Source organism: Aeromicrobium jepli (genome assembly GCF_047246605.1).
GTDB lineage: Bacteria > Actinomycetota > Actinomycetes > Propionibacteriales > Nocardioidaceae > Aeromicrobium.
Map to the genome: position 1 here is coordinate 170,133 of NZ_JBFOKO010000002.1, position 24,608 is coordinate 194,740.

The 24,608-nt window shown below is 69.6% G+C and carries 25 protein-coding genes and 1 tRNA gene; 12 read left to right on the plus strand and 14 right to left on the minus strand.

Annotated elements, in window-relative coordinates:
* Positions 1–13: 13 nt before the first annotated feature.
* The gene (locus tag AB3M81_RS04525; RefSeq protein ID WP_412902714.1) at positions 14–601 is read left to right on the plus strand and encodes a copper resistance CopC family protein; all 588 of its coding nucleotides are present in this window, start codon (positions 14–16) and stop codon (positions 599–601) included.
* A gap of 109 nt (positions 602–710) precedes the next feature.
* On the opposite strand, the gene AB3M81_RS04530 is transcribed toward AB3M81_RS04525, so the two are convergent.
* The 3 genes from AB3M81_RS04530 to AB3M81_RS04540 are packed head-to-tail and all read right to left on the minus strand — an operon-like array spanning position 711 to position 2,280.
* Positions 711–995 (minus strand): hypothetical protein, encoded by a 285-nt coding sequence (locus tag AB3M81_RS04530; protein WP_412902715.1) that lies wholly within the window; start codon positions 993–995, stop codon positions 711–713.
* Positions 992–1,840 carry a cation diffusion facilitator family transporter gene (locus tag AB3M81_RS04535; protein ID WP_489671967.1) on the minus strand — a complete coding sequence of 283 codons (849 nt, stop codon included), beginning with the start codon at positions 1,838–1,840 and terminating at the stop codon, positions 992–994. Before AB3M81_RS04535 ends, AB3M81_RS04530 begins: the two co-directional genes overlap by 4 nt.
* Before the next feature lie 59 nt (positions 1,841–1,899).
* A complete protein-coding gene (locus AB3M81_RS04540; RefSeq protein WP_412902717.1) occupies positions 1,900–2,280 on the minus strand; it encodes an ArsR/SmtB family transcription factor in 381 nt (126 codons plus the stop codon).
* 151 nt (positions 2,281–2,431) lie between these two features.
* Between AB3M81_RS04540 and AB3M81_RS04545 the strand changes: the two genes are divergently transcribed.
* The 5 genes from AB3M81_RS04545 to AB3M81_RS04565 all read left to right on the plus strand — a co-directional run bounded on the left by AB3M81_RS04545 (position 2,432) and on the right by AB3M81_RS04565 (position 7,040).
* Positions 2,432–3,454, plus strand: coding sequence for a flavin-containing monooxygenase (locus AB3M81_RS04545; protein ID WP_412903124.1), 1,023 nt, complete (start codon positions 2,432–2,434; stop codon positions 3,452–3,454).
* A 115-nt stretch (positions 3,455–3,569) separates the two neighbouring features.
* Positions 3,570–3,929: a Cd(II)/Pb(II)-sensing metalloregulatory transcriptional regulator CmtR gene (gene cmtR / locus AB3M81_RS04550; RefSeq protein WP_412902718.1), complete on the plus strand. Its 360-nt coding sequence runs from the start codon at positions 3,570–3,572 to the stop codon at positions 3,927–3,929.
* Positions 3,926–5,842, plus strand: coding sequence for a heavy metal translocating P-type ATPase (locus tag AB3M81_RS04555; protein ID WP_412903125.1), 1,917 nt, complete (start codon positions 3,926–3,928; stop codon positions 5,840–5,842). Before cmtR ends, AB3M81_RS04555 begins: the two co-directional genes overlap by 4 nt.
* Positions 5,842–6,447, plus strand: a complete 606-nt coding sequence (locus tag AB3M81_RS04560) for a cadmium resistance transporter (protein ID WP_412902719.1) — start codon at positions 5,842–5,844, stop codon at positions 6,445–6,447. Before AB3M81_RS04555 ends, AB3M81_RS04560 begins: the two co-directional genes overlap by 1 nt.
* A gap of 68 nt (positions 6,448–6,515) precedes the next feature.
* Positions 6,516–7,040 carry a signal peptidase II gene (locus AB3M81_RS04565; protein WP_412902720.1) on the plus strand — a complete coding sequence of 175 codons (525 nt, stop codon included), beginning with the start codon at positions 6,516–6,518 and terminating at the stop codon, positions 7,038–7,040.
* Positions 7,041–7,264: 224 nt separating this feature from the next.
* On the opposite strand, the gene AB3M81_RS04570 is transcribed toward AB3M81_RS04565, so the two are convergent.
* The 3 genes from AB3M81_RS04570 to AB3M81_RS04580 all read right to left on the minus strand — a co-directional run bounded on the left by AB3M81_RS04570 (position 7,265) and on the right by AB3M81_RS04580 (position 10,096).
* Positions 7,265–8,533 carry a tyrosine-type recombinase/integrase gene (locus tag AB3M81_RS04570; protein WP_412902721.1) on the minus strand — a complete coding sequence of 423 codons (1,269 nt, stop codon included), beginning with the start codon at positions 8,531–8,533 and terminating at the stop codon, positions 7,265–7,267.
* 139 nt (positions 8,534–8,672) lie between these two features.
* A tRNA-Leu gene (locus AB3M81_RS04575) sits at positions 8,673–8,758 on the minus strand.
* A 75-nt stretch (positions 8,759–8,833) separates the two neighbouring features.
* Positions 8,834–10,096: a DUF445 domain-containing protein gene (locus AB3M81_RS04580; protein ID WP_412902722.1), complete on the minus strand. Its 1,263-nt coding sequence runs from the start codon at positions 10,094–10,096 to the stop codon at positions 8,834–8,836.
* A 22-nt stretch (positions 10,097–10,118) separates the two neighbouring features.
* Here AB3M81_RS04580 and ypfJ point away from each other — a divergent pair, with 22 nt between their 5' ends.
* From ypfJ to hrpA, 3 genes are read left to right on the plus strand one after another with little or no spacing between them, the layout of a single operon-like run.
* The gene (gene ypfJ, locus AB3M81_RS04585) at positions 10,119–11,018 is read left to right on the plus strand and encodes a KPN_02809 family neutral zinc metallopeptidase (RefSeq protein WP_412902723.1); all 900 of its coding nucleotides are present in this window, start codon (positions 10,119–10,121) and stop codon (positions 11,016–11,018) included.
* A 4-nt stretch (positions 11,019–11,022) separates the two neighbouring features.
* Positions 11,023–11,766, plus strand: a complete 744-nt coding sequence (locus AB3M81_RS04590; protein ID WP_412902724.1) for a CPBP family intramembrane glutamic endopeptidase — start codon at positions 11,023–11,025, stop codon at positions 11,764–11,766.
* 11 nt (positions 11,767–11,777) lie between these two features.
* A complete protein-coding gene (gene hrpA / locus AB3M81_RS04595) occupies positions 11,778–15,368 on the plus strand; it encodes an ATP-dependent RNA helicase HrpA (protein WP_412902725.1) in 3,591 nt (1,196 codons plus the stop codon).
* A gap of 10 nt (positions 15,369–15,378) precedes the next feature.
* On the opposite strand, the gene AB3M81_RS04600 is transcribed toward hrpA, so the two are convergent.
* Positions 15,379–15,741, minus strand: coding sequence for an FKBP-type peptidyl-prolyl cis-trans isomerase (locus tag AB3M81_RS04600; RefSeq protein WP_412902726.1), 363 nt, complete (start codon positions 15,739–15,741; stop codon positions 15,379–15,381).
* 19 nt (positions 15,742–15,760) lie between these two features.
* Here AB3M81_RS04600 and AB3M81_RS04605 point away from each other — a divergent pair, with 19 nt between their 5' ends.
* A complete protein-coding gene (locus AB3M81_RS04605; RefSeq protein ID WP_412902727.1) occupies positions 15,761–16,780 on the plus strand; it encodes a zinc-dependent alcohol dehydrogenase family protein in 1,020 nt (339 codons plus the stop codon).
* A 16-nt stretch (positions 16,781–16,796) separates the two neighbouring features.
* On the opposite strand, the gene AB3M81_RS04610 is transcribed toward AB3M81_RS04605, so the two are convergent.
* Positions 16,797–18,011, minus strand: coding sequence for an acyl-CoA dehydrogenase family protein (locus AB3M81_RS04610; protein ID WP_412902728.1), 1,215 nt, complete (start codon positions 18,009–18,011; stop codon positions 16,797–16,799).
* 14 nt (positions 18,012–18,025) lie between these two features.
* The gene (locus AB3M81_RS04615) at positions 18,026–19,333 is read right to left on the minus strand and encodes an acyl-CoA dehydrogenase family protein (protein ID WP_412902729.1); all 1,308 of its coding nucleotides are present in this window, start codon (positions 19,331–19,333) and stop codon (positions 18,026–18,028) included.
* A 118-nt stretch (positions 19,334–19,451) separates the two neighbouring features.
* Here AB3M81_RS04615 and def point away from each other — a divergent pair, with 118 nt between their 5' ends.
* On the plus strand, positions 19,452–20,057 hold the full coding sequence (def, locus tag AB3M81_RS04620; protein ID WP_412902730.1) for a peptide deformylase: 606 nt from the start codon (positions 19,452–19,454) through the stop codon (positions 20,055–20,057).
* A 72-nt stretch (positions 20,058–20,129) separates the two neighbouring features.
* Here def and AB3M81_RS04625 read toward each other — a convergent pair whose 3' ends face one another.
* Positions 20,130–20,927, minus strand: coding sequence for a TrmH family RNA methyltransferase (locus AB3M81_RS04625; RefSeq protein ID WP_412902731.1), 798 nt, complete (start codon positions 20,925–20,927; stop codon positions 20,130–20,132).
* An 18-nt stretch (positions 20,928–20,945) separates the two neighbouring features.
* Between AB3M81_RS04625 and AB3M81_RS04630 the strand changes: the two genes are divergently transcribed.
* The gene (locus AB3M81_RS04630; protein WP_412902732.1) at positions 20,946–21,473 is read left to right on the plus strand and encodes a YbhB/YbcL family Raf kinase inhibitor-like protein; all 528 of its coding nucleotides are present in this window, start codon (positions 20,946–20,948) and stop codon (positions 21,471–21,473) included.
* 16 nt (positions 21,474–21,489) lie between these two features.
* Here the strand turns inward: AB3M81_RS04630 and AB3M81_RS04635 are convergent, their stop codons facing one another.
* Genes AB3M81_RS04635 through AB3M81_RS04650 form a run of 4 tightly spaced genes read right to left on the minus strand, consistent with a single transcriptional unit; the run spans position 21,490 to position 24,581 of the window.
* Positions 21,490–22,200 carry a lytic transglycosylase domain-containing protein gene (locus tag AB3M81_RS04635; protein WP_412902733.1) on the minus strand — a complete coding sequence of 237 codons (711 nt, stop codon included), beginning with the start codon at positions 22,198–22,200 and terminating at the stop codon, positions 21,490–21,492.
* A gap of 32 nt (positions 22,201–22,232) precedes the next feature.
* Positions 22,233–23,318, minus strand: a complete 1,086-nt coding sequence (locus tag AB3M81_RS04640) for an SPFH domain-containing protein (protein WP_412902734.1) — start codon at positions 23,316–23,318, stop codon at positions 22,233–22,235.
* Positions 23,319–23,768, minus strand: a complete 450-nt coding sequence (locus AB3M81_RS04645; RefSeq protein ID WP_412902735.1) for an NfeD family protein — start codon at positions 23,766–23,768, stop codon at positions 23,319–23,321.
* Positions 23,769–23,777: 9 nt separating this feature from the next.
* Positions 23,778–24,581: an ABC transporter ATP-binding protein gene (locus AB3M81_RS04650; RefSeq protein ID WP_412902736.1), complete on the minus strand. Its 804-nt coding sequence runs from the start codon at positions 24,579–24,581 to the stop codon at positions 23,778–23,780.
* Positions 24,582–24,608 lie beyond the last annotated feature (27 nt).

A 24,608-nucleotide genomic window follows, 5' to 3' on the forward strand; every position in this document is an offset into this window, starting at 1 on the left:
GCTGGTCCGTACAGTGACCGCAGCCTTCGTTACGCTCCTCGTGCTCGCTCCTGCCGTGCCAGCACAGGCGCACACGGGCCTCATCTCGTCCGATCCGGCGGACGACTCCACGGCGCAGACGACTCCCGAACGCATTCAATTGCGGTTCACCGACCCGATGTCCAGCGAGTTCTCCAAGGTCAGCATCACCATCGGCACATCGCCCCGGCGGGTATTGGTCGTGGACCCGGAGACTAGCGGGTCAACCGTCTCGGTGGATCTGTCGGACGTGGAATTGCCACCGCCCCCGCGCGGTTCCGGCGACGTCGCGTGGGATGTGGCCTACCGGGTGATCTCGGCCGACGGCCACCCCGTGGATGGCACCATCCGGTTCACGGCGCCACTCCCGCCGGCCACAACCTTGGGAGACACCGGCTCTCATGAGAGCAAGTCCCCGAAGGCAGAACCGTCGACCGCTGCCGCAAAATCGAATGGAGGCGACTTTCGAAGCACTGCCATTCTGATCGGAGTGGGGGTCGCCCTCGCTTGTCTGCTCCCACTGTCGATCTTGCTCTGGGTGATCAAGCGCGACCAGCGACGCCGGCGGGCGACCAGCGAATGAAACCCCTCGTCTCCCCACCGGCCCCACACTGAGTGGTTTTGCTGTGAGGTGGCCTTGCCAGCGATCGCGGGCGTGTGACTTCGCAGCGGAGTCGGCGTGAGCCGTGGCTTCAGCCTTGATCGGCGGTCGTGGGCGTTGACGCCACATCGCTGGCGGCTGCCTCAGGGGGAACGTTCGGGAAGTTTCGGTTGGCCCCGTTGCTCTGCCCAGGGTCGGTCGCGCTTTCGCCGAGCCACGGCTGCTGGGCTCGCCGCATCGTCCTCACGAACGACCAAAGGAGCAAGCCCACCAGCATGAACAGCCCCAGGGTGTAGATACCGGCCAGCCAACCGATGGGTTCGCTCCCGTCCGAATTGATCCCCTGCTCCATCATGATCTCGAGTGGGATCCTCACCAGCTCACTTCCTCGCACTGCTGAGTGGGGGCCAGCTCCGTCTGCAGCGTGGCGTGCTCGATCCCATAGGTGGTGGCCAGGACTCCTTGGGCCTTGGTCAGGACCAACTGCCCGTCAGAGCCCTTCTCCACCACGAGATGCGCGGTCGCGACGTTCATACCGGACGTGAGGGTCCAGAGGTGAAGGTCGTGCACGCCCGCGACGCCTGGGAGTGCTTCGAGCGTCTCGACCACCTCGTCCACGACGATGCCTTCGGGGACCTGTTGGCCGAGGACGGCCAGAACCTGTCGGCCAAGCACCACCGCTCGTACGGCAACGAAGATGCCGATCGCGACGGCGACGAGCGTGTCCCAGATGGGCTGTCCACTGACGGCCACCAGGGTGCCCGCGGCGATCACACCGACGCTTCCCGCAGCGTCGGCAACCACCTCGTAGTACGCACCCTTGACGTTCAGGGACTCGCGCGATCCCTCGCGCAGAAGCAGCATCGAGACGATGTTGACGACCAAACCGAGTGCTCCCACCACGAGCATCGTCCCGGTGGCAACCTCAGGAGCGTCGCCAATTCGACTGATCGCCTCGATGACGACATACGCCGCCACGCCGAGCATGATCAGCACGGTGAAGCCTGAGGCGAAGACCTCGGCCCGGTAGGAGCCGTAGGTCTTGCGGCCCGTGGTGTCCAGCCGCGTCGCAATCCGCGTCGCGACGAGCGCGGCCCCCAAGGCCACCACGTCGGCGGACATGTGCCCGGCATCGGAGATCAGGGCCAACGAGTTCGACATGAGACCGAAGACCAACTCGACGAGGAAGAACGCGAACACCAGCACGAAGGTGACGGCCAAGCGCCACCGGTGGCGACCCCCGGCGTGACCTGCAGCACCGTGGCCGTGCCCCGCGCCCATCACCGATCACTCTCCACGCCGGCATCGCCGCTGACACCGTGGCCGGGATCGCCGCTGACACCGTGCCCGGGATCGACTGCCAGGACGAGCTCGTGCAAGTCGCCCAAGGCGTGACCCAGCCGCTGATCGGCCAATTCGTACCGGGTGCGGCGCCCCTGCGGTACCGCGACCACCAGCCCACAACCCCGCAAGCACGCCAAGTGGTTCGAGATCGACTGTCGACTCACGTCCAACGCGTCGGCCAGGTCCGCTGGGAACGCGGGTGAGTCACGCAGGGACATGAGGATCTTGGCGCGCGTCGGATCGGACAGGGCGTGACCGAACCGAGCGAGCGCATCCAGAGCGGTAGAGGCTGCAACGTTCATGAACTGATAGTACATCGGATCCTGAATTCACTCAATTGTGTAGTCTCGATTCAGCGCGCACGGAGGCGTCTACTATGTTGAATAGTACTGGCGTCCCCGTATCGCCAGTCCAGAAGGAGTCGCAGTGTCACCAACGTCCCCGCCGGAGTCGCTTCCCGTCGCCATCGTGGGGGCAGGGCAGGCGGGACTGGCGATGTCACATGCTTTGCTCGAGCGGGGCCTCCGGCCAGCCGAGCACTTCGTAGTCCTGGACGCAGGATCCGCGCAGACGCTTTCCTGGCGTCGCCGCTGGGATTCACTCACCCTGTTCACGCCGGCTTGGCACACTCACCTACCTGGGCTTCGGATGCCAGGGGCTCAGCGGCGCCACCCGTCATCGAAAGATGTCGCCGACTACCTCGACCTCTACCGCGCGAGCCTGGGCGTGGAGCCAAAGTGGGATACGCGCGCCGTTTCCGTCCACCCACAGCGGGACGACTCCCTGGTCCTTCAAACGTCGACGGGATCGTTGCGCGCTCGCGCGGTCGTGGCGGCGACCGGGCCTTTCGTGATCCCCCAGTACCCCGGCTTCGCTAACGCCACAGCCGTCGACCGAGTCAACCTCCACAGCGACGCCTACCGGAACCCTGACCAACTCTCCGACGGTCCGGTCCTCGTCGTCGGCTCCGGCAATACAGGGATCCAGATCGCCAGGGAGCTCTCGGCTCATCGATGTGTGTCAATCGCCCAAGGCTCTCCACAACCGCGCCTTCCGCACCGGCTGCTCGGAGTCGACCTCTTCAGGTGGCTGCAACTGACGGGGGTGCTCTCGGTGCCGTCCGACGGTCGCGTTGGACGCCGCATCTCTCGGCGCGAGTTGGTGGTGGGCCCAGGCCTGGTCGACCTGGCCTCGAGAGGCGTCCACCTTCTGCCTCGTGCGGTGGATGGGAACCGCGACAGGATCTCGTTCGCCGACGGCGTCGACCGCAGATTCGAGTCGGTGATTTGGGCTACTGGCTATCGCAACGGGTTCGGATGGTTGCCCGAAGCGGTCGTCGGCGCGGACGGCACTCTTGATCAGCAGGACGGACGAACTCCGATCGCGGGCTTGTACGTCCTCGGAGACTCGTGGCTTCGCAACAGGGGCTCAGCGCTACTGGGAAACGTGGGCGCGGACGCCCGACTGATCGCCCGGCGCATCGTCCCGTAATCCGACAGGATCTCCCGAGCGCATGGAGATATGGCCTGGTGCAGAGCGCGCAGTCACGGACATCCGACTCGGACCTCTCGTCTCAATGGTCAGCGCTCAGTGTATAGTTCAGCGAGTGCTGACCATTGCTACACGACTCGACGTCATGAACCGGCTCGGCCGTGCCATGGCCGACCCAACGCGCTCCCGCATCCTGATGACTCTGCTCGAGGGACCGAGCTATCCCGCCGTGCTGTCGCGCGAGTTGGAGCTGACTCGCTCCAACGTCTCGAACCATCTGACGTGTCTGCGCGACTGCGGCATCGTGGTGGCCGAGGCCGAGGGTCGTCAGACACGCTATGAGATTGCCGATCCCCATCTCGCCGCCGCCCTTGTCGCCGTGGTGGACGTGACGTTGGCTGTGGACGTTCACGCGCCGTGCGTCGACTCGACGTGCACCGTTGCGGGCTGCTGCGAGACGCGAGCGGGCGCATGAGCGCGGCGTGTGGGTGCGAGCACGAGTCTGTCCCCACGACGGGCGAGGAGTTCGAGGACACGGAGCGACCGTGGTGGAAGGACAGAGGGGTCATGGTGCCCGTCTTCTCGGGTCTGGCGTTCCTCCTCGGCCTGGTCGCCGAGTGGTCCGGGGCGGAGACTCCGGCCCTGGCGCTCTTTTGGGTCGGCCTACTGCTGGGCGCCTCGACCTTCACTCCTGCCGCGATCCGGAACCTGTTCAAGGGCAAGCTCGGGATCGGGCTGCTGATGACGATCAGCGCGATCGGCGCTGTCATTCTCGGCTACGTCGAGGAGGCCGCGGCGCTGGCCTTCTTGTACTCGATCGCGGAGGCCTTGGAGGACAAGGCGATGGACCGGGCGCGCGGAGGGCTGCGGGCGTTGCTCAAGCTCGTGCCCGAGACGGCGACGGTTCTCCGTGACGGTGTCGCGGAGCAGGTCCAAGCCAAGGATCTGGTCGTCGGCGACGTGATGATGGTCCGACCCGGCGAGCGGATCGCCACGGACGGACTCGTCCGCTCAGGGCGGTCGAGCCTGGACACCTCAGCAATCACCGGTGAGTCGATCCCGGTCGAGGTCGAGCCGGGTGACCCGGTGTCAGCCGGGGCGATCAACAGTGCTGGCGCGCTGCAGATCGAGACCACTGCGGCCGGCACTGACAACTCGCTCACCACGATCGTGGAACTGGTCGAGCAGGCGCAAGCGGAGAAGGGCGACCGCGCCCGGCTCGCCGACCGGATCGCGCGCCCCCTCGTCCCAGGGGTCCTGATCCTTGCTGCGCTCGTCGCGCTCCTCGGATCGATCTTGGGCGACCCAGATGTGTGGATCACTCGCGCCCTCGTCGTGCTGGTGGCGGCGTCTCCCTGTGCGCTGGCGATCTCCGTCCCGCTGACGGTCGTCGCCGCCATCGGTGCGGCCAGCAAGTTCGGCGTGATCGTCAAGTCCGGCGCGGCCTTCGAACGTTTCGGCACCGTCCGCCACGTCGCCGTCGACAAGACCGGCACTCTCACCCGCAATGAGCCTGCCGTCACCGCGGTCCTGGTGGTCGAGGGCATCATCGAGGCTCAGGGACTGGGTTGGGCTGCCGCGTTGGAGCAGCACAGCACGCACCCGCTCGCCGCGGCGATCACGGCCGCCAGCCAGGACGTTCCCCTGTCTGCGGAGGTGACCGAGCAGGCGGGACACGGCATCGAAGGCACCGTCGACGGTTCGCAGATCACTGTCGGCAGCCCGCGCTGGCTCGACGCCGGAGAGCTCGGCGCGCGTGTCCAGGATCTGGAAACGCAGGGCATGACGGTCGTGATCGTCCACCGCAACGGCGCCCCGGTCGCCGCGATCGGCGTTCGCGACGAGCTGCGCCCCGAAGTTCCCGACGTTGTGCGCACCCTCTTCGATCACCGAGTGGGCGTGACCATGCTCACCGGCGACAACGCTCGAACCGCTCGAGCTCTCGCCGCGCAGGCCGGGATCGACGATGTCCGCGCCGAGCTCCGACCCGAGGACAAGGCCGCTGCGATCACCGAGCTTTCCGAATCGGGGTCGGTCGCCATGATCGGCGACGGCATCAACGACGCCCCGGCTCTCGCCGCCGCGGACATCGGCATCGCCATGGGAACCACTGGCTCCGACGCGGCGATCGAGTCCGCCGACGTTGCCTTCACGGGCCATGATCTGCGCCTTATCCCGCGGGCATTCGAACACGCGCGGCGTGGACGGCGCATCATCAACCAGAACATCATCCTGTCGCTGCTGATCATCGCCGCACTGCTTCCACTCGCACTGTTCGGTGTCTTGGGGCTCGCCGCCGTGGTCCTGGTTCACGAGATCGCGGAGGTCATCGTGATCCTCAACGGGCTGCGCGCCGCCCGCACTGCCACGCCGCGACTGGAGGGCTGATGCTGACGACTGTCGGTTCGGCCATCGGCCTGTTCGCGGCAACCAACATCGATGACATCGTGGTACTCACCGTGCTGTTCCTCGCCTCCCGCAACGGGAGTCCGCGCCCGTGGCAGATCATCGGGGGGCAATACCTCGGATTCATCACGCTTGTCGCGATCAGTGTGGTCGCCGCGCTCGGCTTGACGATCGTGCCGGATCAATGGGTCGGACTGCTCGGACTGATCCCTCTCAGCATCGGCATCTGGACGCTCATCCGCGGTTTGCTCCGCAAGCGCAACGGCGACGACAACGACTTGACCCTCGCAGCCGGGCTGTTCACCGTCGCCGGGATAACAATCGCCAACGGAGCCGACAACATCTCGCTCTACACGCCGATTTTTCGCACCAGCGCCCCCGCCGACGTCGCGGTCATGATTGCGGTCTTCCTCGTCCTCGTCGCCGTTTGGTGCGCCGCTGGACGACTGATCGGAACCCGCGAGGTCGTCACCGAGGCGCTGGAGCGCATCGAGCACTGGCTCGTGCCAACAGTCTTCATCGGCTTGGGCCTGTTCATCCTGATCGAGTCCGGGGTCATCACCCGTTTCTTCGAGGTCATCGGATGACCCGTCGACCGAGGGCGAATCAGGATTCGGCCGCAGGGGTGCACCGTGGGCGTCGCTGGCGGTTCGCGGTGACGGCCCTCCTGCTTGGCGGACTCGTCGTTCTTGTCGATCAGTGGACCAAGAGCTGGGCCGAGAGCACTCTCATCGAGGGTGAGCGGACGCCGTTGGTTGGAAGCCTGTTCGGCCTTCAACTGGCGTACAACCCGGGCGCGGCGTTCTCCTTCGGCGAAGAGTTCACGTGGGTGTTCGCCTTGGTCTCTGTCGCCGCCGTGGTCGTCGCAGTGGTTTTCGCATTTCGCGTCCGGCAGCTCGGTTGGACGCTCGTGGTCGGTGCGCTGGGCGGCGCTGCAGCCTCTCACGCCAGCGACCGGCTGTTCCGCGAACCAGGATTCGCCCGTGGACACGTCGTGGACTTCCTTGCCTACGGCAATCTGTTCATCGGAAATTTCGCCGACATCGTGATCGTCACGGGGGCGGCGGCCGGGGCCCTCCTGATGAGGCGCGAGGAGCGTGCCCGCGAACAGGCTTCGACTACGACAAACCACCGCCGGCAAATTCCCGAGAACCTTCCACCCGAGTACGACACGCGCTAAGAGATCCACCGGAGCGAACCCTTGTCTCTGGTGAGATGGGCCGTCGAGTCGCCGATCAACAATAACCGATGTACCTGGTCTTGCACGTCCTGAGCGGCGCTCTCTGCCTGCTTGCGACGGTCTCCAATCAGGTGCCGTGGAGGTCGAGCAGCCGGTACTCGAGCATCCGTCGAAAGTCGCGGTGCTCCGACGGGCATCGACCGGGCGTTCGCACTTGTGACTACTCATCTGTCACCTCTGACGAGCCGCATGACTGGCCGGATGCGTCCGCCCGTGAGGGCGGTCTCGATGATCTCGGAGATCAGTTCGTCGCCGGCCGGCAGCAGGTGTCCGTAGGTGTCGATGGTCGTGGTGATCGACTCGTGACCCAGGCGAGCTTGGATGTGTGGCAGTGGTGCGCCGCCGGCGATGAGCCAGGCGACGTGGGTGTGGCGCAGGTCGTGGAATCGGAACGGCGCGATCCCGGAAGCTTGAAGATCGCGCTGGAGCGGCTGCCACACGCGCTCGTAGAAGTCGCTGTTGTGGATCGCCAGTCCGGTCGGCGAGAGGAACACCACGTCGTCAGCCGGTCGACCCTCCACGAGCGGTCGTACCAGCTCCACGAGCGCTGGGGCGATCGCGACGGAGCGGCGTGACTTCGGGGTCTTGGGGTTGCCGAGGTGATGTCCGCGCATGGCGTGCTTGGGCCGCACGAGCTTCTTGAGCCATCCGGGCGTCTCGGTCTCGCCGTCCTCGCCGTCGCGCTTCCACGCCTTGTTGACCCGGACGGTGCCGTGCTCGAGGTCGATGTCGCTGCACCACAGGGCAGTGACCTCGCCGAACCGCAGGCCGGTGCCGACGGTGAGGGTGAGCAGGTCTTTGGCGTCGGCCGCGAGCTGGGCGGTGATGCGGAACTCGTCCTCGGTCAGGAAGCGCAGGTCGGCCTGAGATTGGCGGATCCTGGAGCGCTTGGGCGCGGTGCGCGCGCACGGGTTCACGTCGACCTGGCCTTCCTCCTTGGCGTAGGTGAAGATGCCGAAGAGCAGGCCGTGGTAGTTCGCCTTGGTCTTGATGGAGCGGTCCCAGTCGATCAGCCAGGCCTTGATGTCCTTCTCGGTGATCGCGTCGACCCGGCGGTGGAAGATTCGCGCGCCGCGGACCTCTGTGCGTGCCAAGACCTTCACCTGCGACAGGTAGCGCTTGCGCTGCCCTGGCGACAGGTCGACGATCTGGCGGACGTACTCCTCGGCCACCTCGGCGAAGTACGGCGGCGGCACGTAGTGGTCAGCGGGCGATCGGACGAACCCCTCACCCTTGACCCAGCCGTCGGGCCAGCGGTTGCCGGCTGCTTCGACCATCTTCTTGAAGCCTTCGGCGCGCGCGAGGTTCTGCGCGTCGGTGCCCGCGCTGAAGGTTTCGTCTTGACGGACCCCGCTGCGACCTCCACCCATCCGCCATTCGACGCGCACCGAGAGTCCGCCATCGGTCCTGCGTCGCTTCTGAATCCATGCCATCTCGGGTGCTCCTCTGACCCTCGTTAGGTGTCATCGGTGTGCCCCGCGGGAGCCCATGTGCCGCCATGGTGCCGCCATGGCCGCAAATGCAAAGTGGCCCCGTCTGCGTTTCCGCAGATCAGGGGCCACTTCGCATGTGTGTCCGAGGGGGGACTTGAACCCCCATGCCCGTAACCGGGCACTAGCACCTCAAGCTAGCGCGTCTACCTATTCCGCCACCCGGACGTGGTGCGTTTTCCTGCAGCACTGAACTCTAGCAAACCCTCCTCGCGCACCCCACCACCGGGCCCACCCGACCCGTCACAGCAGCTGGGATGCCGCGTGAATCACGAGTCCGGCCAGGCCGCCGACCACCGTGCCGTTGATGCGGATGAACTGCAGGTCGCGGCCGACGAACAGCTCGATGCGCTCGGCGGTCTCGTCGCCGTCCCAGCGCTCGACCGTCGAGGAGATGACGGTGGCGATCTCCGCGCCGTAGTGGTTGACGACGTAGGCGGCCGCGTCGCCGGCGGCGCGATCGACGCGGTCGGCCAAGGCGGGGTCGGACTGCAGCCGCTCCCCCAGCCGCTCGATCTCCTCGACGATCCGCCGGCGCAGCAGGCCGTCCTCGGCCCGCAGCGCGTCGATGAGGCCACGCCGGAACGAGTCCCACAGGCGGACCGCGGTGTCGGCCGCCTTGGGCTGGGTGAGCAGGCGCTCCTTGAGCCGCTCCGCCCGGGCCATCGTGTCGGGGTCGTGCTGCAGGTCGTCGGCCAGCTCGACCAGCCACTGGTCCAGCGTCCGCCGCGCGTCGTGCCGGGGATCGTCACGGATGTCCTCGAGCCACTGCATCGCCTCGCGGAAGAGCCGCTCCGAGACCAGGTTGGTGGCCCACCGCGGCGACCAGTCCGGCGCGCGCTGCCTGATGAGGTCGGTGATGCGCTCGGGGTGCTCGCGCAGCCACCCGGTCAGCTCGTCGAGTCCGAGGTCAACCAGGCCGTGGTGCGCGCCCTCGTCGAGCACCTCCGTCAGCAGCTGGCCGATGGCGGGACTCAGCGGCTCCTCGGCCATCCGCGGGATGACCATCTCGGTGAGGACTGCACGGACGTCGTCCTCCTTCACCCGCCCGAGCAGGTCGGACGTGACACGCGAGGCCTCGTCGACGACGCGGTGCGCGCGGCCGGGCGTCATGATCCAGCGGGCGGCGCGCTCGGCGGGCTGAGCCGTCGCGATCCGCTCGCGGATCACGTCCTCACGCAGGAAGTTCTCGGCCACGAAGTCCTGCAGGCTCGCGGCCAGCTGGTCCTTCTTGCGCGGGATGAGCGCGGTGTGCGGGATCGGCAGGCGCAACGGGTGCCGGAACAGCGCCGTCACGGCGAACCAGTCGGCGATCGCGCCGACCATCGCCGCCTCGGACGCCGCGTTGGCGTACCCCCATAAGCCGTCGCGACCGTGCGTCAGCGCGAACACCACCGCCGCCACCGCGAGCAGCGAGGTGGCGAGCGTGCGCATGCGCCGCAGTCCGGCCCGTCGCTCCTGGTCGTCGCCGAGCACGCCGAGCGCCGGAGCCATCGCGTCAGTCATGGACCAACCCTAGAATCCGAGCATGACGTTCAACGAGGGAGCGAACCTCGACACGAGCCAGGTCACCGGCGGCAAGGGCGGCGCGATCGTCGGAGGCGGCGTCGGCGGCCTCCTGCTGATGCTGCTGGTGGCGTTCCTCGGGGGCAACCCCCTCGGCGGAGGCTCGACCGGCTCGGGCTTCGACGTCAACCAGATCCTCACCGGCGGCTCGCAGTCCCAGTCGATCGACGTCAGCCAGTGCAAGACCGGCGCCGACGCCAACCGCGACGACGTCTGCCGCATCATCGGCACCGTCAACAGCACGCAGGACTACTGGTCCGACGCCCTCCCGGCCGACATCAACCGCCAGTACCGCGAGGCCCAGACCGTCATCTACTCCGGCGCCACGCAGTCGCCGTGCGGCACCGCGTCCAACGCGACCGGCCCGTTCTACTGCCCCTCCGACGAGCGCGTCTACATCGACGCCTCGTTCTTCGACGAGCTCAGCAGCCGCTTCGGCGCCGACGGCGGCAACCTCGCGCAGATGTACGTCGTCGCCCACGAGTACGGTCACCACGTCCAGAACATCCTCGGCATCCTGGCCCGCGGCCAGGACGGCCAGACCGGCCCGCAGAGCGGCGGCGTCCGCATCGAGCTCATGGCCGACTGCCTCGCCGGCGTCTGGGCCCACCACGCCGCCCAGACCCAGGACGACCAGGGCAACACGCTCATCCAGCCGCTGACCCGCGACGACATCGACTCCGCCCTCTCCGCGGCGGCGGCGGTCGGCGACGACCACATCCAGGAGGAGCTCGGCGGCGGCCGGGTCAACCAGGACTCGTGGACGCACGGCTCCAGTGAGTCGCGCCAGCGCTGGTTCATCACCGGCTACGAGTCCGGCAACCTGAACCAGTGCGACACCTTCGCCACGAACGACCTGTGATCGCGTGACCCGGCGTCTGGGCGTCGAGGTCTGGATCGTCCTCGGCCTCTCCCTCGGCCAGTCCGCCGTCTACGCGGTCCTCAGCCTCGTCCGCAAGCTCAGCGAGGGCCGGCTGCGCGACGCCACCGCCGGCCTCAACCAGTCCCGCGACGTCGTCCCGTGGCTCGACCTCACCTACCAGGTGGTGGGCATCGCCTTCGCGCTCGTGCCCGTCGCGCTCGCGCTGTACCTGCTGAGCCTCGACCGCGACGCTCCCCCGGTCTTCGCCCGTATCGGCCTCGACCGTCGCCGGCCGTGGCGCGACCTCGCGATAGGTGCCGGACTGGCCGCCGTGATCGGCCTGCCGGGACTGGGCGTCTACTTCGGCGGCCGCGCGCTGGGCGTCACGGCCGAGATCGTCACGGCTCCGGAGCTCCTGCACTGGTGGACCGTCCCCGTCCTGCTCCTCGCCGCGCTGCAGAACGCGCTTCTCGAGGAGGTCGTCGTGGTCGGCTACCTCATGACCCGCCTCAGGCAGCTCTCCTGGGGCGTCCCCGCGGCGATCGCCGCCTCGGCCGTCCTGCGCGGCAGCTACCACCTCTACCAGGGCTTCGGGCAGTTCGTCGGCAACGCCCTCATGGGCGTCGTGTTCGGCTGGTGGTTCCATCGCACGGGCCGCGTCATGCCCTTGGTCGTGGCGCATACGATCCTCGATGTCGTGGCCTTCGTCGGGTACGCCCTGTTCGCCGACGCCATCGGCCTGCGCTGACAATGGAGACGATGAGACTCGAGTTCGACCCGGCCCTGCCGATCGCGGCCCGCCACGACGAGATCCGCGACGCGATGCGCGACCACCAGGTCGTCGTGATCGCCGGCGAGACCGGCTCGGGCAAGACGACGCAGCTGCCGAAGATCGCCGCCGAGCTCGGCCGCACCAAAATCGCCCACACGCAGCCGCGCCGCATCGCCGCGCGCTCCGTCGCCGCCCGCATCGCGCAGGAGTGCGACGTCGAGCTCGGCGCCGAGGTCGGCTACGCGGTGCGCTTCGACGACAGATCCGGGCCCGAGACCGTCATCAGACTCGTCACCGACGGCCTGCTGCTGACCGAGCTGCAGCACGACCGCCGACTCGAGCGCTACGACACGATCATCATCGACGAGGCGCACGAGCGGTCCCTGGCGATCGACTTCCTGCTGGGCTACCTGCGCGACCTGCTCCCCCGCCGGCCCGACCTCAAGGTCGTCATCACGTCCGCCACGATCGACGTCGAGCGGTTCGCCGACCTCTTCGCGACGCCCGATCGCCCCGTCCCCGTCATCGAGGTCAGCGGCCGCACGTACCCCGTCGAGGTCCGCTACCGCCCGCTCGACCGCGAGGACGACGTCATCGACGGCATCGTCAGCGCCGTCCGCGAGCTGCCTCGCGACGGCGACGTGCTGGTCTTCCTGCCCGGCGAGCGCGACATCCGCGACACCGCCGAGGTCCTCGAGGGCAAGGGCCTGGGCGACGTCGTGCCGCTCTACGGCCGCCTCGCGGCACACGAGCAGCAGCGCGTCTTCCAGACCGGCCCGCGCCGGCGCATCGTCCTGGCCACCAACGTCGCCGAGACCTCGATCACCGTCCCGGGCATTCGCTTCGTGGTCGACCCCGGCCTGGCGCGGATCTCGCGGTTCAGCGCCCGCCTGAAGGTCCAGCGCCTGCCCATCGAGCGCATCTCGCAGGCCAGCGCCGCCCAGCGCGCCGGTCGCTGCGGCCGCGTCGCGGACGGCATCTGCATCCGGCTGTACGACGAGGAGGACTTCGAGTCCCGCCCCGAGTTCACCGATCCCGAGATCCTGCGGACCAACCTGGCCAGCGTCATGCTGCAGATGGCGGCGCTCGAGCTCGGCGACATCCGCGAGTTCGGCTTCCTCGACGCGCCCGACCACCGCGCCGTCGCCGACGGTCTCACCCTCCTGCGCGAGCTGGGCGCCCTCGCCCCGCGCCGCGACGGCGGCGACCGCCTCACCAAGGTCGGCCGCACGATGTCGCGGCTGCCGCTCGACCCGCGGCACGCCCGCATGGTCCTGGCCGCCGACCGGCTCGGCGTCCTGCCCGAGGTCCTCGTGATCGTCGCGGGCCTCTCCATCCAGGACGTGCGCGAGCGGCCGCTCGACAAGCAGCAGGCCGCCGACCTGCAGCACAAGCGGTTCGCCCAGCCGGACTCGGACTTCCTCTCGCTGCTGGCGCTGTGGCGGTACCTGCAGGAGCAGCGCGACGCCCTCTCGCACACCAAGTTCCGCCGCATGTGCCACGACGAGTTCCTGCACTACCTGCGCGTCCGTGAGTGGGCCGACGTCAACGCCCAGCTGCGGCGCACGGTGCGCGAGCTCGGCCTCAAGCCCGGCAAGGTGCGCACCGAGCCCGACGCCGACGCCATCCACCAGGCGCTGCTGCACGGCCTGCTCTCGCACGTGGGCCTGCGCGATCCCGAGGGCCGGGAGTACCTCGGTGCGCGCGGCGCGCGGTTCGCCGTCTTCCCCGGCTCGGGGCTGGCGAAGAAGCCGCCGCGCTGGATCATGGCCGGCGAGCTCGTCGAGACCTCGCGGCTGTGGGCGCGGGACAACGCCCGCGTCGACCCAGAGTGGATCGAGAAGGCCGCCGGGCACCTGCTCAAGCACCAGTACGCCGAGCCGCGCTGGTCGGCTCGCCGCGGTGCGGCCGTCGCCACGCAGCGATCCACCCTCTACGGCATCCCCGTGGTCGTCGACCGGACCGTGATGCTCTCGAAGCACGACGCGCCGCTCGCCCGCGAGCTGTTCATCCGCCACGCCCTCGTCGGCGGCGAGTGGCGCACGCACCACCGGTTCTGGAAGCGGAACCAGGACCGCCTCGCGAAGGTCGAGGAGCTCGAGGAGCGCGTGCGCACCCGCGGCATCCGCGTCGACGACGAGACCCTCGTCGACTTCTACGACGCGCGCATCCCCGCCGACATCGTCTCGGTCCGGCACTTCGACGCGTGGTGGAAGAAGCAGCCCGACAAGTCGGTCCTGGACTTCACCGACGACCTGTTCGAGCAGAGCGTCGACGCCGACGCGTTCCCCACCGAGTGGACCTCGCAGAGCGCCGACTTCGACGCGACGTTCGACGTGTCGTACCGGTTCGACCCGCAGGCCGCGGACGACGGCATCACGATCACCGTGCCCGTCGACGACCTGCTCACGATCGACGCCGACGAGTTCGCCTGGGGCGTCCCCGGCCGACGCCTCGAGCTGGTCACCGAGCTCATCCGCGGACTGCCCAAGGCCGAGCGCCGCCGGTTCGCGCCCGCCGCCCAGACGGCCGAGCGCGTCCTGCCCCGGCTCGACCCGGCGAACGAGCTGCGCTCCGAGCTGGCCCGCGCCCTCGAGGTGGACCGCCGGCTGATCGACCCGGCCGGCCTGCCCGCGCACCTGCGGCCCACGTTCCGCGTCGTCGACGGCGAGAAGGAGCTGGCGCAGGGCAAGGACCTCGAGGCGCTGCGCACCGAGCTCGAGCCGCGGCTGCGCCGCGACCTGCGCCAGCGCGCCCAGCGCGAGGAGCGCACCGGGATCAAGGACTGGGACTTCGGCGACCTCGACCGCACGCTGACGGCCGGCCAGGTCACCGGCTACCCCGCCGTCGTCGACGAGGGCGACAGCGTGGCGCTGCGCGTGCTGCGCACCCCGGCCGAGCAGCAGGTCGCGTCCACACGTGGGCAGGCGCGCCTGATCGCCCTGTCGACCGGCTCGCCCGTCACCACGATCGGGCGGTCGCTCTCGCTGCAGGACAAGCTGCTGCTGGCCACGTCGCCGCAGGGCGACGCCGCCGCGGTCATCGAGGAGTCGTGGCTGGCCGCGCTGGACCACCTCGTGGTGCAGCACGGCGGTCCCGTCTGGGACGAGGCCGCGTACCGGGCGCTGCGCGAGAAGGCGCGCGCGGACGCGGTGCCGCTGGCCGAGCGCATCGTGCGCCAGGCGATCGCGGCGCTGCAGGCGCTGGGCGACCTCGCGCCGGGCAGCGACGAGGCCGGCGAGGACGTGCGCGTGCAGGTCTCGTGGCTCGTCCACCCCGGGTTCATCCGGGACATGGGCGCCGACCAGGTCGGCCGGCTGCAGGTCTACCTGCGGGCGGCCGCCAAGCGGCTGACCTCGCCGAAGGACCCGGGCCCCGTGTGGGACCTCGAGGCCCGCTTCCACGAGCTCACGAAGGACCTGCGTCCGTGGCAGCGCCTCTCCGCGCCGGTCCAGCGGGTGCGGTGGATGCTCGAGGAGCTGCGGGTCAGCACGTTCGCGCAGGAGCTGCGCGCCGTGGGACCGATCTCGGCCCAGCGCGTCAGCAGGGCGCTGGACGAGCTGGGCCGAGAGATCTGACGGGTTGGGCTCAGCCGACGCCGAGCAGGTCGATCACGAAGACCAGGGTGCGGCCGGAGAGGCGGTGTCCGCCGCCGGCGGGGCCGTAGGCGAGCTCCGGCGGGGCGACCAGCTTGCGGCGGCCGCCGACCTTCATGCCGGGGATGCCCTGCTGCCAGGCGCCGATCAACTGCGGCAGCGGGAAGCGGGCGGACTGGCCACGGTCCCAGGACGAGTCGAACTGCTCGCCGGTCTCGAAGTCCACGCCCACGTAGTGGACGTCGACGACTCCGCCGGGGACCGCCTCGTCGCCCTCACCGACCGTGATGTCCTCGATGACCAGCTCGGTGGGCGCGGGGCCGGGGGTGAAATCGACTTCGGGCTTCTCACTCATGTCTGCCATCCTTGCACGCATGCGCGCTACCGTCCTTCACTCCCCCGGCGACATCCGACTCGACACGCTGCCCGATCCCGTGCTCGCGGCCGACACCGACGCGATCGTCCGCGTCGTCGCGGCCTGCGTGTGCGGCAGCGACCTGTGGCCCTACCGCGGCCTCAACAAGCCGCAGACGGAGCCGCACCAGATCGGCCACGAGCAGGTCGGCATCGTCGAGAGCGTCGGCAGCGACGTCTCGGGCCTCTCCGTCGGCGACTTCGTCATCGCCCCGTTCATGTACAGCGACAACACGTGCGCGCACTGCCGCAACGGCGTGCACACCTCGTGCGTCAACGGTGGCGGCTACACCGGCTGCCAGGCCGAGCTGGTCCGCGTCCCGCAGGCCGACGGCACCCTCGTGTCCGTCCCCGGCGAGGTCGACGACCAGCTGCTGCCGCACCTGCTCGCGCTGACCGACGTCTTCCCGACGGGCCACCACGCGGCCGTCGCCGCGGGTGTGAAGGCCGGCTCGACCGTCGCGGTCGTCGGCGACGGCGCGGTCGGCCTCTCCGCGGTGCTGGCGGCCAAGCGGCTCGGGGCGGCCACCGTCGTCGCGATGTCCCGCCACGAGGACCGTCAGCGCCTGGCCACGCAGTTCGGCGCCGACCACATCGTCGCCACGCGCGGCAAGGAGGGCGCGGCCGAGGTGCGCGAGATCCTCGACGGGATCGGCGCCGACGCGGTCCTGGAGTGCGTGGGCACGGGCGACTCGATGAAGCAGGCGTTCCTGTCGCTGCGCCCCGGCGGCACGGTCGGCTACGTGGGCGTGCCCCACGGCGTCGAGCTCAACGTGCCCGCCATGTTCGGCCGCAACCAGGCCCTCGCCGGCGGTGTCGCGCCCGTGCGCAACTACCTCGACGAGCTGGTCCCCGAGGTGCTGTCCGGCGACCTGAAGCCCGGCGCGGTGTTCGACCGGACCTTCGGACTCGACGAGGTCGCCGACGCCTACCGGGCGATGGACGAGCGGACCGCGATCAAGGCCCTCCTGCGGCCTTGATCGCGGCCCGGCCGGGTCACTTCAGCTGCGAGCTGTTCAGGCCCAGCAGTCGGCGCGCGACGATGAGCTGCTGGATCTGCTGAGTGCCCTCGAAGATGTCGAGGATCTTCGAGTCGCGCGCCCACTTCTCGAGGAACTCGGTCTCGCTGTAGCCCAGCGAGCCCGCGAGCTCGACGCACTTGAGCGTGATCTGGTTGCCCGAGCGGCCGGCCTTCGCCTTGGCCATCGAGGCCTGCAGCGAGTTGGCCTGCCGGTTGTCGGCCATCCAGGCGGCCTCGAGCGTCAGCAGCAGCGCGGCCTCCCAGTCGGCCTCCATCTGCAGGAACGTCGCGACGGCGTGCGGCTGGGTGGCCGGCGAGCGGTCGTAGTCGATCGTCATGCCCGCCTGCTCGATGAGGTCGCGCATGACCTCGAGCGAGGCGCGCGCGCAGCCGACGGCCATGCCGGCGACGAGCGGCCGCGTGTTGTCGAACGTGGCCATCGCGCCGGCGAAGCCCTGCTTCGTGTCGATCTCGGGGCTGCCCAGCAGGTTCTCGGCCGGAACCCGGCAGTTGTCGAGCACGATCACGGCGGTGTCCGACGCGCGGATGCCCAGCTTGTGCTCGAGCCGCTCGACGCGGATGCCCGGCAGCGACTTCGGGACGACGAACGACTTGACCGCCGCGCGGCCGAGGTCCTTGTCGAGCGTGGCCCACACGACCACGGAGTCGGAGCGCTCGCCCGACGTCACGAAGATCTTCTCGCCGTTGAGGACGTAGTGGTCCCCGTCCTTCGTGGCGGTGGTCTTGATGGCGGCCGAGTCCGAGCCGAAGCTGGGCTCGGTGATCGCCATCGACGCCCACGTGCCCTTGAACCGCTCGAGCTGCTCGTCGGTGGCGACCGACGCGATGGCCGAGTTGCCCAGGCCCTGGCGCGGCATCGACAGCAGCAGGCCGACGTCGCCCCAGCACATCTCGATGACCGAGAGCACCGACGACATGTTGGAGCCGTTGCGGACGCCGGTCTTGTCCTTCGCGGACTCCTTGACGCGGACGCCCGCCGCGCCGGCACCCGTGCCGGTGCCGGACTCGTTCATGCCGTCGATCAGCGAGGCCAGGAGGTCGAGCTCCTTGGGGTAGCTGTGCTCGGCGAGGTCGTACTTGCGCGAATTGGCGCGCAGGAACTCCTTGGCGACGTCGTGCGCCTGCTGGACGAACCCGCGGAACTTCTTGGGAGTGTCGAGGTAGATCATGATCGCTTCCGTCCTCAGACGAGGACCGCTCCTTCCATCACGCCGACGGCCCGCAGGTCGCGGTACCACCGTTCCACCGGGTGCTCCTTGACGAAGCCGTGGCCACCGAGCATCTGCACGCCGTCGGTGCCGATCTTCATGCCGTACTCCGACGAGAGGCGGCGGGCCAGCGCGGCCTCGCGGGCGTAGTCCGAGCCGCGCTCGGCGCGGGAGGCGGCCTTGAGCGTGACGAGGCGCATGCCCTCGAGCTCGATCGCCATGTCGGCGACCGTGAACGCGACCGCCTGGCGGTGGGCGATGGGCTCGCCGAACGCCTCGCGGGTGACGACGTACTCCTTGACGTACTCGAGGACGGACTTCGCGGTGCCCAGCGCCAGTCCCGCCCACGCGATGCGCGAGAGCCGGATCATGTCGCGGTAGTCGGCGGCCGAGCCCAGGATCGCGTCCGCCTCGACGCGCACGTCGGTCAGCTGCAGGCGCGACAGGCCCGCGGCGCGCAGGCCCATTCCGGGGTCGGGCGCGACGGCGAGGCCGTCGGCGTTCGCCTCGACGATGACCATCGACGGACCGCGGCCCTCGACGTCCGCCGCGACCACGAACAGCTCGGCCTCGGCACCGCGCACCGCGCCGGACTTGAGGCCGTTGAGGACCCACCCGGAGCCGTCGCGCTTCGCGACGGCCTGGAGGGCGAACGGGTCGAACAGCGGCTGCGGCTCGGCCACGACGAGGGCGGCGGTCGGGACGTCGCCCTCGGTGAACGCGGGCAGGTAGGTCTGCTGCTGGCCCTCGGTGCCCCACAGCGAGATCGCGGTCGCGACGGCCGAGGGCGCCATGCAGGCCACGGCCTGGCCCATGTCGCCGTGGGCGAGCGCCTCGGCCACGAGGACGCCGGTCACGGCCGAGCGCTCCTCGGCCAGGCCGCCGAGCGACTCGGGAATGTTGATCAGCGAGAGGCCGAACTCGCCGGTCTGGGCGAGCACCTCCTTGGGGGTGTCGTCCGCCTGCTCGGCCGCCTCGGCACCGGGGCGCAGCACCTCGGCGGCGAACTCGGAGATGACCTCGACGATCATCTGCTGGTCCTCGGTGGGCGTCAGGTCGAAGACGCCGGAGGGCTGGCTCGCGGCCGGTCGGTCACCCTGGCCGCCGCCGGCGACCTTGGTGAACGTGCGCTGCGCGGCGCCGATCGCCTGGAACCCGCTCCGGGTGCCACTGTGGACCGCGCGCTCGGCGAACCTGCGCAGACCGAGCCTGTCGAGCTTGTCGGACGAGGCCAGCTTGTTCAGCACGCGCAGTCCGTAGGCCATGGGGTCGTTGCCCGCCACGTTCACTCCCTCGATACGATGTGGAAACTGTCGTTTACAGTTTCACATACCGATGGTATCTGACTGGGACTCCCGTTGCCAGTGCTTCGGCGTGTCGATTCCTTCGTTACTCTGAGGCGTGCCTGAAACGCCCTCCGCCGACCAGTCCCGTCCCCTGCCGAGCGGGGGCTCCGTCCGCCCGATCACGCGCTGGGGCACGCCCGTCATGCACCGCGAGCTGCGCGACGTGACCGAGTTCGACGACGAGCTCCAGGAGCTCGTGGCGGACATGGTCGCCACGATGTACGCAGCGGAGGGCGTCGGCCTCGCCGCCAACCAGGTCGGCGTGGACCTCAAGGTCTTCGTGTTCGACTGCCCCGACGCCGACCAGCAGCGGATCACCGGCGTCGTCTGCAACCCCGTCCTGCGCCTGCCCGAGGGCGACGCACGCCGGCTCGACGTCCACGACGAGGGCTGCCTCTCGCTCCCGGGCGCGTTCACCGAGTGCGGGCGTCCCGACCACGCGTGGGTCACCGGCGTCAACCAGCACGGCGAGCCGGTCGAGTTCGAGGGCACGGGCCTGCTGGCGCGCTGCCTGCAGCACGAGACCGACCACCTCTTCGGCACGGTCTTCGGCGACCGCGTGCCCGAGAAGGCGCGCAAGAAGCTGTACAAGCAGCACCGGCAGCTCGCCGACGACTACCCCGACGACTGGCCCGTCGGCGAGGAGCCCGACGCCGACTGACCTTCCCCGCTGAGTTGCACGTTCCGCCGCTCGCAGACGGCGTGTCGCGGGCGCAACGTGCAACTCAGCGGGTCAGCGGCGGAACTGCCAGCAGGCGATCGCGGTCGAGGCGGCGACGTTGAGCGAGTCGATGCCCGCCGCCATCGGGATGATGACGCGGTGGTCGGACGCGCGCTGCCAGTGGTCGCTCAGTCCCGGACCCTCGGAGCCGACGATGACGGCCGAACGCTCGGCGGGGACGACCTCGTCGATCGGCACCGCGTCGTCGGCGAGCGTCATCGCGTAGGTCGTGAAGCCGTGCTCGCGCAGCAGGGCGGGCAGGCCGTACCAGTCGTCGATCCGGGCCCACGGCAGCGAGAACACGGCGCCCATCGCCACCTTGATCGATCGCCGGTAGAGCGGGTCGGCGCAGCGCGGCGACAGCAGCACGGCGTCGAAGCCGAGCGCGGCCACGTTCCGCATGATCGCGCCGATGTTCGTGTGGTCCACCAGGTCCTCGGCGACCAGGACACGGGTCGCGGACGCCAGGACGTCCGTGACGGCGCGCTCGAGCGGCCGGTGCATCGCCGCCAGCGCACCGCGGTGCACGTGGAAGCCGGTCACCCGCTCGATCGTCTTCTCGTCCAGCACGTAGGCCGGCGCGTCGGTCCCCTCGAGGACGTCGGCCAGGGTGTCGAGCCAGCGCGGCGCGAGCAGCAGCGACTTGGGCTCGTGGCCCGCGGCGACCGCCCGCTCGATCACCTTGGCGCCCTCGGCGATGTAGATGCCGCGCTCGTGCTCGACGCTCTGGCGCAGCTGGACGTCGCGCAGGTCCAGGTAATCGCGCAACCGCTCGTCGCCCGGTTCCTGCACTGCGATGAGGTCGGCCACCGCACTAGGTTAGGGGGCATGAGCCTCGACCGACCCGTGACTCCCGATCCGTACCCGCTGCTGCCCGCGGCGGCCTCGTTCACCGTCGTCAGCGACGACGTGACGGACGGCCAGCCGCTCAAGCCCGACCAGGTCAACGCCCACGGCGACACGTCGCCGCACTTGGCGTGGAGCGGAGCGCCCGAGGGCACCAAGTCGTTCGTCGTGACGTGCTTCGACCCGGACGCCCCGATCGTCTCGGGCTTCTGGCACTGGGTCGCGGTGGACATTCCCGCCGACGTGACCGAGCTGCCCACAGGCGCCGGCGCGAGCGACGAGAGCCTGCCGGGGAGCGCCTTCCACGTGCGCAACGACGGCGGCGGCCTCAACTTCATGGGCGCAGCGCCGCCGGAGGGCGACCAGCCGCACCGCTACTTCTTCGTCGTGCACGCCGTCGGCGAGGAGACGCTGGGCGTGGACGCGTCCGCCTCCCCCGCCGTCGTCGGCTTCAACCTGGCGTTCAAGACGCTGGGCCGCGCGATCATCCACGGCACCTGGCAGCACTGAGCAGCGGCGCCGGCAGCTACTTCGCGTAGCTGTCGGCGATCCCGCGCACCTTGTCGACGTACGCCATCGAGTTGTTGTACGCGAAGACCGCACGGACCCAGTCGTCCCCGGTCAGGTCCCTGTCGCGGTCGCACAGGTGGCGCGCCGCGCCGAGCGCGGCGTCGTCGATGTCGTGCGGATCGGCGCGGCCGTCACCGTCGGCGTCCGCGCCGTACTGCTCCCACGAGGACGTGAGGAACTGGAACGGGCCCACCGCGCGGTCCCACGTGTCGTCGCCGTGGAGTGCGGTCGACTCCTTCGTCGCCTCGATAGCCCGCGTGCCGTTCTCGCCGTTGAGCGGCGGGCCGATGATGCGCTTGCTGGGCACGCCCGCGGCGTCGAGCCCGGCCCCGCCCAAGGTGCCGTGGGCGGACTCCACCGAGCCGACGCCGGCGAGGGTGTTCCAGCACAGCCGGCACTGCGGCTGCGCCTCGCGCTGGGCGATCTCGGTGCGGGCATAAGCCTGCATCGCGCGGACGGGGATCTGCCGGCTCGCGGCCGTCTCGGCCACCCAGTCCTCGTCCGGCTCGGTGGTCGAGCCGTCCGCCAGCGGGACCTCCTGGGCCGCCTTGGCCGGCGGGCCGCTGACCGGGTCGTCCTCCGATCGGTCGACGAGCAGCCAGGCCACGACGGTCGCGACCGTGAGCAGCACGGCCGCACCGAGCACGATGATCCGGGGGCGACTCATGCCCCCACCCTGACAAGAGCGCCCAAGCGGGCTCAGGCCGTCGGCGGCTGGTCCGTCGGCGGCTCGTCCTGGGTCGAGACGGGCGACTCGGCCTGCTTGGCGGCGCGGATGGCCTCCTCGACGGCGGTGCTCGTCTCGGCCGGCGCGCTGGTCTCGCTGGCGACGGGCTCGTCGAGGTCGACCCGCTTGCGCGAGCCGCCGCCGTCGACCGGGATCGAGCCGACGACGTTGCCGATCGTGCTGAGCGCCGCAGTGACCTCGGCCGGGATGATCCACGTCGAGGCGTTGTTGCCCTGCGCGATCTTCGGCAGCGTCTGCAGGTACTGGTAGGACAGCAGCTTCTGGTCCGGGTTGCCGTCGTGGATCGCCTGGAAGACGGTCTCGATGGCCCGGCCCTCGCCCTGCGCGGTCAGCACGGCGGCCTGCTTCTCGCCCTCGGCCTTGAGGATCGCGGCCTGCTTCTGGCCCTCGGCCGACAGGATCGCGGCCTGCTTCTCGCCCTCGGCGGTCAGGATGGCGGACTGGCGCTCGCCCTCGGCGGTGAGGATCGCCGCGCGCTTGTCACGCTCGGCGCGCATCTGCTTCTCCATCGCGTCGATGATCGTGGGCGGCGGATCGATGCTCTTGAGCTCAACCCGGCTGACCTTGATGCCCCAGCGGCCCGTCGCGGCGTCGAGCTCGGCGCTCAGCGTCCGGTTGATCTGGTCACGGCTGGTGAGCGCGTGCTCGAGCGTCATGCCGCCGATGATGTTGCGCAGCGTCGTGGTCGTGAGCTGGTGGATGCCCTCGATGTAGTTGACGATCTCGTAGGTCGCCGCCACCGGGTTGTTGACGGTGAACAGGATGACGGTGTCGATCTCGACGGTCAGGTTGTCCTCGGTGATGACGCCCTGCGGCGGGAAGGACACGACCTGCTCGCGCTGGTCGACGCGGTACTTCACGCGGTCGATGAACGGCACGATCAGGTGCGGTCCGGGAGTCAGCGTGGTGCGGTACTTGCCCAGCCGCTCGACGATCCCGGCGAAGTTCTGCGGGATGATCTTCAGGCTCATCGCCACGGCGACCACCAGCAGCAGGACCAGCAGCACGAGGAAGACCAGCACGGCGTTGGCGAACATTCAGCTCTCCTTCCGGACGACACGCGCGGTGGCGCCGTCGATGGCGGCGACGAGCAGCTCGTCACCGGGTTCGTAGATGGCATCGGGGTCGACCGGACGCGCCGTCCAGAAGACGTCGCCGATCAGCACGCGGCCGGCGTGGCGCGTGACCTGCTCCTCGACGATCGCGAGGTGGCCGACGAGGCCGTGCTGGCCGGACGGCAGCGGCGGGCCGTCGTAGAGGCGCGAGACGATGCGGGGACGGACGAGGGCCAGCAGCGCGACGGACACGACGCCGAAGAGCGCCATCTGCAGCGAGATGGGCGCGCCGAGGCCGGCCGCCGCCGCGGCGCCGAACGCCGCGATCGCGAACATCAGGAAGACCAGCTCGCCGCTGGCCAGCTCGATCAGGCCGACCACGACACCGAGGGCGGCCCAGGTGAGCCAGATGTCGTCCCCGAACCAGTCCATGCGCCCCTCCTAGTTGGCTCGACGCCGCACCGGTGGGCGGCGTGCCGAGAACCGACCCGCGTCGTGCGTGACCTCGAGCCGCTGCCCGAAGGCCTCGGTGAGGTTCTGCGACGTGAGCGTCTCGACGATGGGCCCGGACGCTACCACGCGACCGTGGGATAGCAGCAGCGCATGCGTGAATCCGGGGGCGATCTCCTCGAGGTGGTGCGACACCATCACGAGCGACGGACCGCGGTTGTCGGAGGCGAGCGCCTCGAGACTGGCGATCAGGTCCTCGCGGGCACCCACGTCGAGGCCGGCGGCCGGCTCGTCGAGCAGCACCATCTCGGGGTCGGTCATCAGGGCGCGCGCGATGAGCACGCGCTTCTTCTCGCCCTCGGACAGCGTGCCGAACGTGCGGTCGGCGAGCGAGGCGATGCCGAGCTCGGCGAGCATCGCCATGGCGCGCTCGTGGTCCTCGGCCTCGTACTCCTCGTTCCAGCGGCCGAGGACGGCGTACGCGGCGGACAGGATGAGGTTGGTGACGGTCTCGTCGCCGGGGACCCGCTCGGCGATCGACGAGCTGGTGTGGCCGATGCGGGGCCGCAGCTCGAAGACGTCGACGGAGCCGAGTCGCTCGCCGAGGACCTCGGCGGTGCCCGACGTCGGGTGCATGTTGGCGGAGGCGACCTGCAGGAGCGTGGTCTTGCCGGCGCCGTTGGGACCCACGATCACCCAGTGGTCTCCGGGCAGCACACGCCACGACACCCCGTCGAGGAGCTTCTTGCCCGAGCGCACGATCGTGACGTCGGTCAGTTCGAGCACGGCAGTCACGTGACCAACCTATCGGTACGGGGCAAT